The sequence below is a fragment of the Rossellomorea aquimaris genome, from assembly GCF_020171925.1.
In the GTDB taxonomy this organism is placed as follows: Bacteria; Bacillota; Bacilli; order Bacillales; family Bacillaceae_B; genus Rossellomorea; species Rossellomorea aquimaris_F.
In genome coordinates this window covers 181,830-195,551 of the sequence record NZ_JAIVAR010000001.1, presented here as the reverse complement: position 1 = coordinate 195,551, position 13,722 = coordinate 181,830, and the positions used below count along the sequence as shown (strand labels likewise).

Below are 13,722 nucleotides of genomic sequence, written 5' to 3'. Positions count from 1 at the left end.
TATTAGCACCTCGGTTACAAGTAAAATTTTATCGTAATGGTTATGTAAGGTTATAAGAAAAGAACGGAGATACCTCCATTCACTAGTCTATTTTAGCTTAAATGAACAGGCAGTTCTACCCTCTTTTTTTGCTGTAAGGGGGTAGTAACTGCCTGTAATTCCTTTTCTATCCTTGTAGCACTGTTAAACATCGCTGTTTATCTCCGTTCAACAGCTGGAACGGTTTAATCAACCATTTACTTTAACAGACCCTTCCTTCTGAAAGGAGTGATCATTCTTATAAGAAGAAGCGTTGAATATCATTCCATGTTACAACGAGCATCAGCACCATTAGAAGAGCGAATCCTACAAAATGGACCATCCCTTCCATTTGGCGATCAACCGGCTTGCCACGCACTGCTTCAATGGCGAAAAATAATAACCTTCCACCATCCAAAGCCGGGATCGGAAGTAAATTCATAATCCCCAGATTGATACTGAGAATGGCTGCCCATCTCATTAAATAGAAGATACCCGATTTCGCGACTACATCGGTAGATTGGTAAATGCCAACAGGTCCAGATAAGGCATCAATCGAGAATTCACCTGACACAAGTTTACCCAGAAGGACAAAAATCATCTTTGTCCACTCATACGTCTGCTCCGCGCTATTTGTGACGACTTTCAACGGAGATTTCTCGACCGGGCTATGTACACCGATGATTCCGATTTCCTTTCCTTCAATCTCTTGCGGTTTAGGAGTAACGGAAATTTCCTGTGTGGAGCCATTACGATCTACCGTGAATTTCAGTTCATCACCCGGATGTTGCTGAATGACTGTTACAATATCTTCCCAAGTCGATATCTCTTTCCCATCGATACTTTGAACAACATCATTCTTGGCAAGCCCCGCTTCCCTCGCTGCACCATCTTCAGTCAAGTTCCCAAGTACAGGATCATTTGTCGGGACACCTTGTAATAATCCGACAAGCAAGAAAATAAAAAATGCCAGGATGAAATTGAACAGCGGGCCGGCAAAGATCGCCATTGCCCTCTTAGGTAAAGACTTAGATGCAAATTGTCGATCCCACGGGGCTATCTGTGTCTCTACCCCATCTTCAACAAAAACTGCCTCCCGGGAGATATCAAATCTCTTAAGAACCTCATCGTCGTCCTCTTCATATCCACGAATATAAAGGTCGTGCTCAAGGTCGGCCTCTTCCACCTCAATGACGCGTATATTCGGATAGCGGTCCTTATTATTGAGTACCACTTTCTTTATCTTCTCATTTTGATCCATTACGAGACCGATCCTATGTCCGGCCTTCAACTCGACCATTTCCGGATCCTCTCCTGCCATCCGGACAAATCCCCCTAGGGGCAGCAGCCGTATCGTATAGGTTGTCTCATCCTTCTTGAATGACAATACTTTCGGACCGAAACCTATCGCAAATTCACGGCACAGAATCCCTGCACGTTTAGCGAAGATCAAATGACCAAGTTCGTGGAAAAATACCAATGCACCAAAAATAACGATAAAGGCAATTACAGTTTGCAAATGAAAAACCACCTTTTTTAAAACCTGAATGTCCCAGGCCTGTTAAATATGAACGTCTGTAGAAAAACCTGTCCTTATAATACTACGTTGCTTCTCATGTATTCATGCACAACGCTTTAACCTACCCACTGTGAAATCGCCAATCTTGTCCTTTCATCGATTTCACGGATGGTATCGAGGTCCGGGTTCTGTATCACTTCATGTTCATTCAATGCTCTTTCAATCATGTCCTCAATAGCAAGGAATGAAATTTTATCCTCTAAGAATAAAGCAACAGCTGCTTCATTGGCAGCGTTCAACACCGTTGTCATGCTTCCACCCATCCGGCCGGCTTCATAAGCGAAGCGGAGGCATCGAAAACGATCCATGTCCATCTTCTCGAAGTGTAGCAGGCCAATCTCAGCCAAGTCCAGCCGCTTTGCACGTGGTCGTTCAAAGCGGTCTGGATAGGTTAATGCATATTGGATGGGTACACGCATATCCGGGGTTCCAAGCTGGGCCATCACGGATGTGTCATGAAACTGAATCATGGAGTGGATGATGCTCTCCCTATGCTGAAGCACATCGATCTTATCATAGGGAATGTTAAATAACCAATGTGCCTCTATCACTTCAAGTCCCTTATTCATCATCGATGCTGAATCAATGGTAATTTTGGCACCCATCGACCAGTTGGGATGATTTAATGCCTCCTTGACGGTTACACCGACAAGCTCTTCCCTTGTACGGTCCCTGAAGCTCCCCCCAGAAGCTGTGATGATAAGCTTTTCTATGTTTTTATCCTGTTCGCCTTGCAGCGCTTGGAAGATGGCGGAATGTTCGCTGTCCACCGGTAATAAGGAAACGCCTTTTCTCCTTGCAGCCTCCATGACGATATGACCTGCCGTCACAAGGGTCTCTTTATTAGCGATGGCAATGGTTTTTCCGGATTCGATTGCCTGGAGAGTGGGGTTCAAACCGACACTGCCAAGCACAGCATTCACCAGAATGTCAGCATCCTGATGACAGGCTACTTCGATCAACCCTTCTTCACCATACATCACTTTGACACCTGCTGGCATGTCGCTCTTCAAGGTCTCTGCGTCTTCTTTTCTTTGTACCGAAACCAATGAAGGAGTGAATTCTGCTATCATCTTTCTCGCTTCATTGATATTACGTCCCACAGATAATGCAATCAGCTTGAAGTCATGCGGATGCTCCCTGATGACATCAAGCGTCTGGGTGCCAATCGATCCGGTTGCACCCATTAAACTGATCTTCTTCAAAACTACCACTCCTTTTAATAAGCACCGTTAAAATATTTTCATGCTATTCACCGATTGTACTCGTTGTCATGCATATCCTGGTTGTGTGCCCGGACAATTTCTTATAGCAGAAAATAAAGAAGGGGCAGAACAAATAATAGGGAGTCAAATCTGTCTAGCATCCCACCATGCCCCGGCAGGATATGGCCTGAATCCTTCACTTTATAATGACGTTTCAATGCTGATTCAACCAGATCTCCCATTTGACCGAATATTGACAAGATGGCAGTTACCACAATAAGCTTTGGAATCGACATATCCAGATCAGTGAAGAACGTCATGACTACTCCTACGATGACAGCGCATAACACTCCTCCAAGAAAACCTTCCACTGTCTTATTGGGACTGATGTCTGGCCAAAGCTTTTTCTTCCCAATCGCCTTTCCGATAAAATAAGCACCGGAATCAGTGGCCCAGATAATGAACAATGCGTAAAATACGAATTGTACACCCTCACCTAAGCGAATCTCCATAAAGTAATGGAAACCGATCCCGATATAAAGAATGCTAAGTAAAGAGAAAGCTACGTCATCATACGTAAATCGATTCTTCGTGATGACGGTATAGGTCAAGAAAATCAAGACAGCAAAAAATGAAAGCTCAATCTTCGTATAACCAATATAATGGATAATTCCTATGTAAAGCTCAGGGATCAAAAACACCCAAAGCACCGCAAGTGCAATCAACCCCGGTATGGAGTACACTTTCAGTCCCCTCATTTTCAGCGCTTCATACAGACTGACAGACGCAATGAGGTACATTAAAAGGATAAATGGTGATTTCCCATACATGATGATGGGTAAAAACACTGCTGCTGCAACGACTGCAGTTATGATTCTTTGTTTCATCAGGATTCCTCACTTTGTAACCCGCCGTATCTCCTTGAACGACCTTGATATGCTTCAATTGCTTCGACTAATTGTTCTTTGCCGAAATCCGGCCATAAACATTGAGTGAACCAAAATTCGGTATAAGCTAATTGCCATAACATAAAGTTGCTCAATCGGATCTCTCCGCTAGTGCGGATCAGCAGATCTGGATCTTTTAATTCTTTTGTCATTAAATAATTTGAAAATACTTCCTCATTCAACTTTGTTTCATCTAGTATACCATTCTGGACATCTTTTAAGACATGCTTGATGGATCCAAGTATCTCAGCACGGCTGCCATAATTCAAAGCAAAGTTCAAAATCAGGCCATCATTATCCTTGGTGGCATCAATCGCCTTATTGACTGCCTTCAATGTGTGAGAAGGAATGGCTCCTTGATCCCCCATCATTTTCACTTGGACATTTTCTTCAATCAGTTCAGGCAGGAATGTCCCGAGGAACTCTTCTGGTAGCTTCATTAAGAATTCGACTTCCATCTTGGGACGTTTCCAATTTTCGGTTGAGAATGCGTATAGTGTCAGTGCTTCAACACCTAATTGATTAGCGAGTTTCGTTATTCTTCGTACACATTTCATCCCTTCATGGTGACCGGCTACCCTTGGAAGTGCTCTCTTTTGTGCCCAGCGGCCGTTTCCATCCATAATGATCGCTATATGACCCGGTATTGGGTGATTTGATAATTCCTTGAAACGCTCATCAACATCTTCAGTATTCTGTTGTCGTTTCCATTGTTTAAGCTTGTTTAGCATAAGATTTCCTCCACCAACAATCCAAAAAATATTTACCTTTACTATCATATCAAAAAACAGGGAAGATATCTTCAAGAAAATCCGTTATGCTACAATCTCCAATTCTGACTCTCGGGTGGTCCTGAATGGAATCCACCTTCATACCCTTCATGAATATTCTCTAAATGGGTATGAATTGAAAAGGGGCTGTCCGATAAGGAATTTGATTTCGCTCATCGGACAGCCCCTTAAATTGAAAGAGTTGATTAAACTTCTAGAATTTCTTTTTCTTTATCTTTCGCGATATTATCGATTTTCACAATGCTATCATCTGTAGCTTTTTGAACATCGTCAGAGTATCCACGAAGATCATCTTCAGTGATATCTCCATTTTTCTCTTTCTTTTTCAAGTCGTCATTTGCATCGCGACGGATATTACGGATTGCAACCTTCGCATCTTCAGCTTCTTTTTTCACGAGCTTAACAAGCTCTTTACGACGTTCTTCCGTCAAAGCTGGGACAACGATACGAATGATATTACCATCACTTGTCGGTGTGATTCCGAGATCTGATTTCAGGATCGCTTTCTCAATATCACCTAATGAAGATTTGTCATAAGGTTGGATGACAAGCATTCTTGCTTCAGGAATCGAGATCCCTGCAAGTTGATTGACAGGAGTTGGAGCACCGTAATAATCGACTGTGATCTTATCAAGTAATGATGCATTGGCTCTTCCTGCACGGATGCTTGCTAGTTCACGAGAAAATGTTTGAATGGCTTTCGTCATTCTATCTTTTGCATTAGAAATGATTGTATTTGGCATTATGCTTTCCCCCTAACTATTGTTCCGATGTTTTCGCCTGTAATGGCCCTCTTAATATTACCGTCTTCCATAATCGAGAATACAATTAGCGGAATATCATTGTCCATACATAGCGAAGAAGCAGTGGAATCCATGACTGCAAGACCTTCTTTTAACACATCCAAGTAAGAAAGCTCATCGTACTTAACCGCTGATTCATCTTTCTTCGGATCCGCTGAGTAAACGCCATCCACATTATTCTTAGCCATCAGGATGACTTCAGCTTCGATTTCAGCTGCACGCAGGGCTGCAGTTGTATCAGTTGAGAAGTAAGGATTTCCAGTACCCGCTGCAAAGATCACGACACGCTTCTTCTCAAGGTGACGGATCGCTCTTCGTCTGATATAAGGTTCTGCTACCTGTCTCATATCGATGGATGTCTGGACTCGTGTTTCGATTCCAATCTGCTCAAGGCTATCTTGGAGTGCCAAGGAATTCATGACGGTAGCAAGCATCCCCATATAGTCTGCTGATGCACGGTCCATTCCCATTTCACTACCTATTTTACCACGCCAGATATTACCGCCGCCAACGACAACGGCAACCTCAACACCAAGCTCAGCAACTTCTTTTACTTCTTCTGCCACGTTTTTAATAACTGAAGGATTGATGCCAAAACCGTCATTTCCAGCAAGGGCCTCTCCACTCAGTTTAAGAACGACACGTTTGTATTTAGGAACGCTCATGGGAACCTCCATATGTAATAGATTTTTTCTTGAAAAATAGGGAACACACTAGGTGTTCCCTACCAAAAATGTTTAGGTTAATCGAATTACTTCTTAACTTGGCTCATTACTTCTTCAGCAAAGTTGTCTTGACGCTTCTCAAGACCTTCACCAACTTCATAACGGATGAAGTCAGTTAGTGTAGCTTTGTTGGACTCAAGATATTGACGTACCTTTTGATCAGGGTTCTTAACGAACGCTTGGTCAAGGATGCAGATATCTTCGAAGTATTTTCCAAGGCGGCCTTCCACCATTTTTTCAACGATGTTTGCAGGCTTTCCTTCATTCAAAGCTTGTTGCTTTAGTACTTCACGCTCACTCTCTACTTCTTCAGCAGATACTTGATCGCGAGACACATATTTAGGATTTAACGCAGCTGCATGCATCGCAACATCTTTCGCTACGTTCTCATCTGTCGTTCCTTCTACCACTGTAAGAACAGCAATGCGGCCACCCATGTGCAGGTACTCACCAAATGCCGCGTTATCGCCTTTTGTACGGATTTCAAAACGACGAAGTGTGATTTTTTCACCGATTTTAGCGATTGCTGCATTGATGAATTCAGACACGGAAGAACCGTTAGCCATTTTTTGATCCATCGCTTCTTCTACAGAAGCCGGCTTTTCAGCTAGTAGGTGAGAAGCCAGTTCGCTAACTAGGTTTTGGAAGTTTTCATTTTTTGCAACGAAGTCAGTTTCCGCGTTCACTTCAAGGATGATCGCAGTATTCCCTTCGCTAGTGATGAAAGTAGTTCCTTCAGCTGCGATACGATCAGCTTTTTTAGCTGCTTTCGCGATTCCTTTTTCACGAAGGAAGTCAATTGCTTTGTCCATATCTCCGTCTGTTTCTGTTAACGCTTTTTTACAATCCATCATACCAGCGCCAGTTTTTTCACGAAGTTCTTTAACCATTTGTGCAGTAATTGCCATAGTGGGTTTCCTCCTTAGTTTAACTATGTAGACTAAAATCTCCTTATACAGTCAGTAGTCAGTATGGGCGATTGTCCCATATTTGATTCCATATCCATAAAGAGATCCGTCATAAAAACGATGACCCTTGAATTAAGGGCACCGGTTGGTCATACTCTTTAAAAAAAGGTGATAGGGGAAAGACCCTCTTATCACCTTTCTTTTCATTACTCAGCTGCTACAGCTGCTTCTTCACCTTGCTTAGCTTCAAGGATGGCATCTGCCATTTTACCAGTAAGAAGCTTGACTGCACGGATCGCATCATCATTCGCAGGAATGACAACATCGATTTCATCAGGATCACAGTTTGTATCAACGATACCCACGATAGGGATATTCAATTTGCGAGCTTCCGCAACAGCGATACGCTCTTTACGAGGATCGATGATGAATAATGCGTCAGGCAATGTGTTCATATCTTTGATTCCGCCTAGGAATTTAACCAAGCGCTCATGCTCTTTCTTAAGTTGAACGACTTCTTTCTTAGGAAGGACTTCAAACGTTCCGTCTTCTTCCATCTTTTCGATTTCTTTAAGACGCGCAATACGCTTTTGGATTGTTTCGAAGTTAGTAAGTGTTCCACCTAACCAACGTTGGTTGATGTAGTACATACCCGCACGTTCTGCTTCTTCTTTAACAGACTCTTGTGCTTGTTTTTTAGTACCAACGAAAAGTACTTTACCGCCGTTTCCAGCTAGTTCTTTCACGAAGTTGTAAGCTTCTTCAACCTTCTTGACAGTCTTTTGAAGGTCGATGATGTAGATGCCGTTACGCTCAGTGAAGATGTATCTCTTCATTTTTGGGTTCCAACGGCGAGTTTGGTGTCCGAAATGTACACCAGCTTCTAGTAATTGTTTCATAGAAATTACTGACATGTGTGTTTCCTCCTAATGGTTTTAATTTTTCTCCTCCGTTTCTGTCATCTTGCAGCAGAAACTATCCTTGTCGGACAGCACCATCCACTCAATCGAGAAACGTGTGTAATCACACCATGAATACTATAGCACACCTCTTGAATCCTAGCAAGAGATTCTTGCTATTTTCGATTGAATTTAAGGAGCAGTTCGATCTCCGTTTTCCCTTTTCCAAGTTTTTGGGCGATTTCCTCCAGGGTAAAACCAGATTCCTTCATGTTCTGAACCTGATGGAGCAACGTTTCGGCTTCGGAATGTTCCCTGTCATCCGGCATTACCGGGATCCACCCTGTATCCTGATCTTGTGGATCCTCTGTTAAAGGTGGCCTTTTGTACGCTTTCGAAGCGTTCAACCGTTTAGTAGAAAGGGCTACGGGCGCTTTTCCCTCATCTGGTTCCGTTGTAGCGTGGAAGTGGGTCTCATCAGCCGATCCTGTGCCCGTTTCCCTGCTATCCTTCATGCTTCTAATAAACCGTTCATTTTCTTCTTTCATTTCGAGAAGGTAGGTTGAGATGGTTTCTTCCATTTCTTGAAGCATCCTGCCTTGCTTCTTTTCTAAGTCGATGAACCTGTTCTGCCTTGTGTAAAGGATGATGACGGCAAACAGGCAAACGATATTAAGTAGGAATGATATAAAAAATAAAAAAGTAGTCATACGATCACCTGTTATCTATATTTTTAAAAGGAATTGAAGAGATAACCAACCCCATTATATCAAGAGCTCTTTTCGCAAAGTTTGTTTGGTATGTCGCAGCACCGCTGTTAATTACCGTGCAAGACTTCGCTTTCCGCGGGTAGCCCGTGAGCCTCCTCGTCACTTACTGCCCTAGGAGGCTCAACTCACGCCCCAGGAAAGCGAACACCCGGAGCACAATTCAACCACTATTTGCTCCTTCTAAAGCAACGCTGTCTACGAAAACTTCCTTATCAAAAGACTTAAGAAAAGTCATTCAAAAAGACTGTTCTGTCATTTACAATGCCGAACAGCCTTCATTGAATTTATATGTAGTCAACCTGAATAATCTATCTTCTTACCTTTATACGGGTGTTCTGGGGTACAATCCTTTTCTTGGTGGATTCCAGCTGACGGTATACTCGGGGGTTGGTCATTGACGATCCCATTGTGGAGGACGGCATCCCCTTTTTGCTCCATCTGAGTTGCCGTATGCCTCTTCTTCTTCAACTCTTTTTCCAATTCGATTCCTGCTGCAGTTTGCACTAGAAGATGATCTGCGTGCTGCCTCTCGACCTGTTTGGCAGCATCAAATGTTCTTGGAAGTGCGATTTGCAATTCTATTGCCTTTAAACTCATATAGAAAACCTCGTTTCAAACGATTAAGAGCTTAATAGATTCCGCAACTTGAAAATGGCTTTGGAATGAATCTGAGAGATCCTTGATGTCGATAAATTCATGATTTCACCGATTTCCGTCAGTGTCAATTCTTCCTTATAGAATAAACTTAACACAAGTTGTTCCTTCTCGGAAAGGTCTTTGATTGTACGTTCCAATTCAATCAATCCCTCCCCTTTCAATACTTCCTCCTCTGGGGAGATCGATTTGTCATCTTTTAGGGAATAGGTCTGAGTTTCATGATCATCATCCGTCAACTGATCGTCCATTGACAGTACATTTGCGAAGAAATGCTCATTCGTTACTTGATAAACATCCTCTGTGGACATATCCAACTCTTCCGCAACTTCTTCTGCAGTGACATGACGGAGGTGGCGTTGTTCCAGTTCAATCATCTTCGCTTCAATCTTTTTTGCTTTATCCCTTGTTGACCTAGGGAGCCAATCTTCCTTCCTTAAACCATCGAGTATGGCTCCCCTGACACGGAAGGATGCATAAGTATCAAATTTTAAATCTCTTGAGGGATCGAATTTCTGAAGGGCGTCAAGTAATCCCATCAACCCAAGACTTTTTATATCTTCTCTCGAGACGCTTTTCGGCAGACCGACTGAAATCCGGGCAACATGATAAGTCACTAACGGCATATATTTCTTCACTAGCACATCACCAGCTTGCATATCGCGGCTCTTTACCCATTTATCCCAATAATAATGTTCTTCGTTTCGAGCGGATTGCTGAGACATAAGACTCCTCCTCCTATCTTTTTCTTTCGATATTAAATCGTTTTCGTTCCCTCGTTTACCGTTCGTACTTGAAGCGTACAATCAGAAACAAAGAATTCGATGGTCCTTCCTTTGTTCCCTCCCACATCTTCACCTATGATGGGGATGTGATTGCTCAGCAGGCGCTCCTTTACCGCTTCTACATTGCGTGGACCGATTCTCATCAGTTCACTTTTCGAGGAAAGTTGAAACATCTGGGCCCCTCCGGCCATTTTACATTTCAACCTGTTCAGTCTCGCGCCAAGCCCCATCAATTGACAGATTAACTCATCAATACCGGAGTCTGCGTATTTAGCAGGGTTCACACTGCCCTCTTTCGCAATGCCTGAACTGGGCAGCATGACATGGACCATACCTGCAAGCTTCACGTATTCGTCATATAAAACAACACCAACACATGAGCCTAGTCCCGAAGTGCGGATGGAACCATGCCCTTTCACAATATTCATATCAGCAATACCGACTTTGACGACAGTTTGAAGATCAATCATTCTTCAACTCCGAGGGATCGAAAAATGATTTCGAGAGAGTCAGGGTCGGGAAGAAGAAAGAAATGACCATTTACGTCTCCCGAATCAACTGACTCCACTTCGCGTAAAGCCGTATCAATCACAATCGCATAGTCGCTTACTTGCGAGATTTCAATCAAGCCAAATCCGATGATCGCTCCTGCCATATCCACGGACAAAGACGGGACTGATGGCAATAGGTTGAGGCCGGTAAAATCCGATAATGATGATAAATAGGAACCAGAAAGGATATTACCCAATTCCTGCATGGCTGACATGCCAATGTCTGAAGGGGTGGATGAATGGAATGAGAAACATTCATCCTGAACCATAGACCTGATGAAATATGATGCCTGTTCAATTCCAAGCATAAAAAACATACTGCCGGGTGCATCACCTTCTATTCTCAGAAAAACACTGACCACTACATTGTCGGGTCCTCCTGCCAAATCCATCATTTCATCAAAAGAAACGATTTTTACATTCGGGACCTTCATATCGATTTGTTTGTCAAGCAAGGTCGATAATGCGGTTGCAGCATGTCCTGCACCGATATTGCCTATCTCTTTTAAAACATCAAGATGCAAAGAATTTACCTTTTGTTCATATCCCATAACTTCTCTCCTATAATGTTTCGAGGATCTTGTCCAAGTGAAGTAAGATCAGCAGTCTCCTGCCTTGTTTCACAACGCCGCCGATATATTCTTCCTCCACTGACCCAACCACCTCTGGGGGAGGTTCTATACTTCCCTTGCTTACATCCAGTACGTCATTCGCTGCATCGACAATCAATCCAACTTCTTTATCCTGATGACCCGCTATGATGATGCGTGTAGATTCGGAACTACTAGTGGATGGCAATCCGAACTTGGATCGCAGGTCGATGATCGGCGTCACAACCCCACGTAAATTTATGACACCTTTTACATGTGCCGGGGTCTTCGGAACCCGTGTAATATATTGAAGTTTCTCAATCGATCTTACTTGATTTACCGGAATCGCGTACTCCTTATCGAGTAATTGAAATACAATCAGCTTAAGTTCTTCTGTTGATACGGTCATTTCACTCACAAGCACTGCCCCCTATTTGATTAATGCATTACAATCAACGATTAACGCTACCTGTCCGTCCCCTAGTATAGTGGCACCAGAAATGGCGAACACATCCGTTAAGTAATTACCCAGTGATTTTAAAACGATTTCTTGTTGGCCGATAAAGGAGTCCACAACCAATCCTGCCATCTTTTCACCTTTTCTAACAATGACAACGGAATGGAATTCATCTCCTTCATCCATTTCTTTAGGGACTTCAAAGATGTCTTCAAGAAACACGAGTGGTACTACTTTTCCCCTGAAATCGATCACTTGCTGGTTATGTGCCTTCATGATATCGCTTTTCTTAATGATGGCCGTCTCAATAATGGATGATAGCGGTATTGCATATTTCTCTTTCTCGATTTCAACGAGCATGACGGAAATGATCGAAAGCGTTAATGGTAATTGTATCGAGAACAGTGAGCCCTTTCCTTCTGTTGAATCGATCGTGATTGAACCACCCAATGATTCGATCGTTGCCTTTACGACATCCAGTCCGACTCCCCTGCCGGAAATATCCGATATCTGTTCAGCAGTGGAAAAGCCCGAAGCTAAGATCAATTCATAGATTTGGCGATCTGTCAGCGTCGATGCCGTCTCCTTCGTTACGATTCCTTTTTGGATCGCTTTTTCCAATACCTTTTTGCTGTTAATTCCAGCTCCATCATCTTCAAGCTCAATAAAGACGTGATTTCCGCTGTGATATGCCTTGAGTACGACCGTTCCCTCTTCCGGCTTACCATTTCCCCTGCGGATCTCAGGTTTTTCAATTCCATGATCGATCGCATTTCTGATTAAATGAACAAGAGGATCACCGATTTCATCGATGACAGTCCGATCCAGCTCCGTTTCTGCTCCGATGATTTCGATGTTTATTTTCTTATCCAAATCTCTCGCAAGTTGTCTGACCATGCGAGGAAAACGGTTGAATACCGTTTCGACAGGAACCATCCTCATATTGAGGATGATATTTTGCAAGTCTCCTGATATACGAGTCATCTTCTCTACCGTCTCATTTAATTCCGGGTGATCAAGTTCCCTGGATATTTGCTCGAGTCGGCCGCGGTCAATGACAAGTTCCTCGAATAAATTCATCAAGATATCCAATCGTTCAATGTTTACCCTGATCGTTTTGCTGGAGGATGCAGCTTTATTCGATTCTTTCGAAGAATTAGAATTCTCATTGCGTTTTTCTTCTTTTGCAGGAGTGACCACATCCGTTGCTACAGGCTTTTGTTGTTCTTCCTCACCTGAAGATGCTTGTCCATTTTGAAAATGTTGAGGCGTCACTTCTGAAACTTCTACTCTATCAACCTCTGACACTTTCAACACTTTCTGTTGAAGGTCATGTTCATTTTCATTCGTTATGATCGTAACCGTGAAGGATTGATCGAATTGTTCCTCTTCCAATTTATCAACCGTTGGTTCAGACTTAATGACTTCCCCGGACTTTTCCAGTACTTCAAAAACCATGTATACCCGTGCTGCCTTCAAAAGGCAATCATCCCTCAGCGATACGGAAAGCTCAAAACATTTCATGCCTTGTTCATAAGACTGTTCGATCACAGTCTGTTCATAGGCTTCGTAGTTGATCGAAGACCGGGACTCTTCCATCACGCTAACTGCCGTCTCTTTCTCAACGATTTCTTGTGAAGAAGGTAAACTTTCCCCGCTTTCTATTAGCTGAAGCAACGTGACGACCTCAGTCACATCTCTCTTTCCGTCTCCCCCTCCAGCAATGGAAAGCACCATTTCTTCCAAGTCGTCGACCGCTTTAAATACAACATCGAGAATTTCTGGTGTGACGCTAATCTTTTCATTCCTGATGCCATCGAGCACATTTTCCATTTTATGCGTAAGATTGGCAAGGTCTTCATATCCCATCGTTGCAGACATCCCTTTTAATGTATGGGCTGCACGAAAGATTTCATTGACAATTGACAGGTCTTGAGGATTTTTTTCCAATTCAAGCAATGATTCATTACAAGCTTGAAGATTTTCTTTACTTTCTTCTATGAATACTTCTAAATATTGACTCATTTCCATGTGATCCAC

Annotated in this window: 15 protein-coding genes; all 15 read right to left on the bottom strand. The window is 42.9% G+C overall.

Going from position 1 to position 13,722, the window contains the following annotated elements:
* Positions 1–277 precede the first annotated feature (277 nt).
* Complete coding sequence (gene rseP / locus LCM10_RS01005; RefSeq protein WP_224873969.1) at positions 278–1,537, bottom strand: RIP metalloprotease RseP; 1,260 nt, start codon at positions 1,535–1,537, stop codon at positions 278–280.
* Between the two features lie 116 nt (positions 1,538–1,653).
* Complete coding sequence (gene dxr / locus LCM10_RS01000; protein WP_224873968.1) at positions 1,654–2,802, bottom strand: 1-deoxy-D-xylulose-5-phosphate reductoisomerase; 1,149 nt, start codon at positions 2,800–2,802, stop codon at positions 1,654–1,656.
* 101 nt (positions 2,803–2,903) lie between these two features.
* Positions 2,904–3,689: a phosphatidate cytidylyltransferase gene (locus LCM10_RS00995; RefSeq protein ID WP_224873967.1), complete on the bottom strand. Its 786-nt coding sequence runs from the start codon at positions 3,687–3,689 to the stop codon at positions 2,904–2,906.
* Positions 3,689–4,480 (bottom strand): isoprenyl transferase, encoded by a 792-nt coding sequence (locus LCM10_RS00990; protein WP_224873966.1) that lies wholly within the window; start codon positions 4,478–4,480, stop codon positions 3,689–3,691. The genes LCM10_RS00995 and LCM10_RS00990 overlap by 1 nt, the downstream gene beginning before the upstream one ends.
* A 245-nt stretch (positions 4,481–4,725) precedes the next feature.
* Complete coding sequence (gene frr / locus LCM10_RS00985; protein ID WP_224873965.1) at positions 4,726–5,283, bottom strand: ribosome recycling factor; 558 nt, start codon at positions 5,281–5,283, stop codon at positions 4,726–4,728.
* On the bottom strand, positions 5,283–6,008 hold the full coding sequence (gene pyrH, locus LCM10_RS00980) for a UMP kinase (RefSeq protein WP_224873964.1): 726 nt from the start codon (positions 6,006–6,008) through the stop codon (positions 5,283–5,285). Before pyrH ends, frr begins: the two co-directional genes overlap by 1 nt.
* Before the next feature lie 86 nt (positions 6,009–6,094).
* Positions 6,095–6,976, bottom strand: a complete 882-nt coding sequence (gene tsf / locus LCM10_RS00975) for a translation elongation factor Ts (protein WP_224873963.1) — start codon at positions 6,974–6,976, stop codon at positions 6,095–6,097.
* A gap of 206 nt (positions 6,977–7,182) precedes the next feature.
* Positions 7,183–7,890: a 30S ribosomal protein S2 gene (rpsB, locus tag LCM10_RS00970; protein ID WP_224873962.1), complete on the bottom strand. Its 708-nt coding sequence runs from the start codon at positions 7,888–7,890 to the stop codon at positions 7,183–7,185.
* Positions 7,891–8,051: 161 nt separating this feature from the next.
* Positions 8,052–8,585, bottom strand: a complete 534-nt coding sequence (locus tag LCM10_RS00965; RefSeq protein ID WP_224873961.1) for a hypothetical protein — start codon at positions 8,583–8,585, stop codon at positions 8,052–8,054.
* A 354-nt stretch (positions 8,586–8,939) separates the two neighbouring features.
* Positions 8,940–9,242 carry a hypothetical protein gene (locus LCM10_RS00960; RefSeq protein WP_224873960.1) on the bottom strand — a complete coding sequence of 101 codons (303 nt, stop codon included), beginning with the start codon at positions 9,240–9,242 and terminating at the stop codon, positions 8,940–8,942.
* 23 nt (positions 9,243–9,265) lie between these two features.
* Complete coding sequence (locus LCM10_RS00955) at positions 9,266–10,024, bottom strand: FliA/WhiG family RNA polymerase sigma factor (RefSeq protein WP_224873959.1); 759 nt, start codon at positions 10,022–10,024, stop codon at positions 9,266–9,268.
* Positions 10,025–10,056: 32 nt separating this feature from the next.
* A complete protein-coding gene (locus LCM10_RS00950) occupies positions 10,057–10,554 on the bottom strand; it encodes a chemotaxis protein CheD (RefSeq protein WP_224873958.1) in 498 nt (165 codons plus the stop codon).
* The gene (locus LCM10_RS00945) at positions 10,551–11,186 is read right to left on the bottom strand and encodes a chemotaxis protein CheC (protein ID WP_224873957.1); all 636 of its coding nucleotides are present in this window, start codon (positions 11,184–11,186) and stop codon (positions 10,551–10,553) included. The genes LCM10_RS00950 and LCM10_RS00945 overlap by 4 nt, the downstream gene beginning before the upstream one ends.
* A 10-nt stretch (positions 11,187–11,196) precedes the next feature.
* Complete coding sequence (locus LCM10_RS00940; RefSeq protein ID WP_224875560.1) at positions 11,197–11,634, bottom strand: chemotaxis protein CheW; 438 nt, start codon at positions 11,632–11,634, stop codon at positions 11,197–11,199.
* A gap of 21 nt (positions 11,635–11,655) precedes the next feature.
* Entirely contained in the window at positions 11,656–13,713 is a 2,058-nt protein-coding gene (locus LCM10_RS00935; protein ID WP_224873956.1) for a chemotaxis protein CheA, read from the bottom strand.
* Positions 13,714–13,722 lie beyond the last annotated feature (9 nt).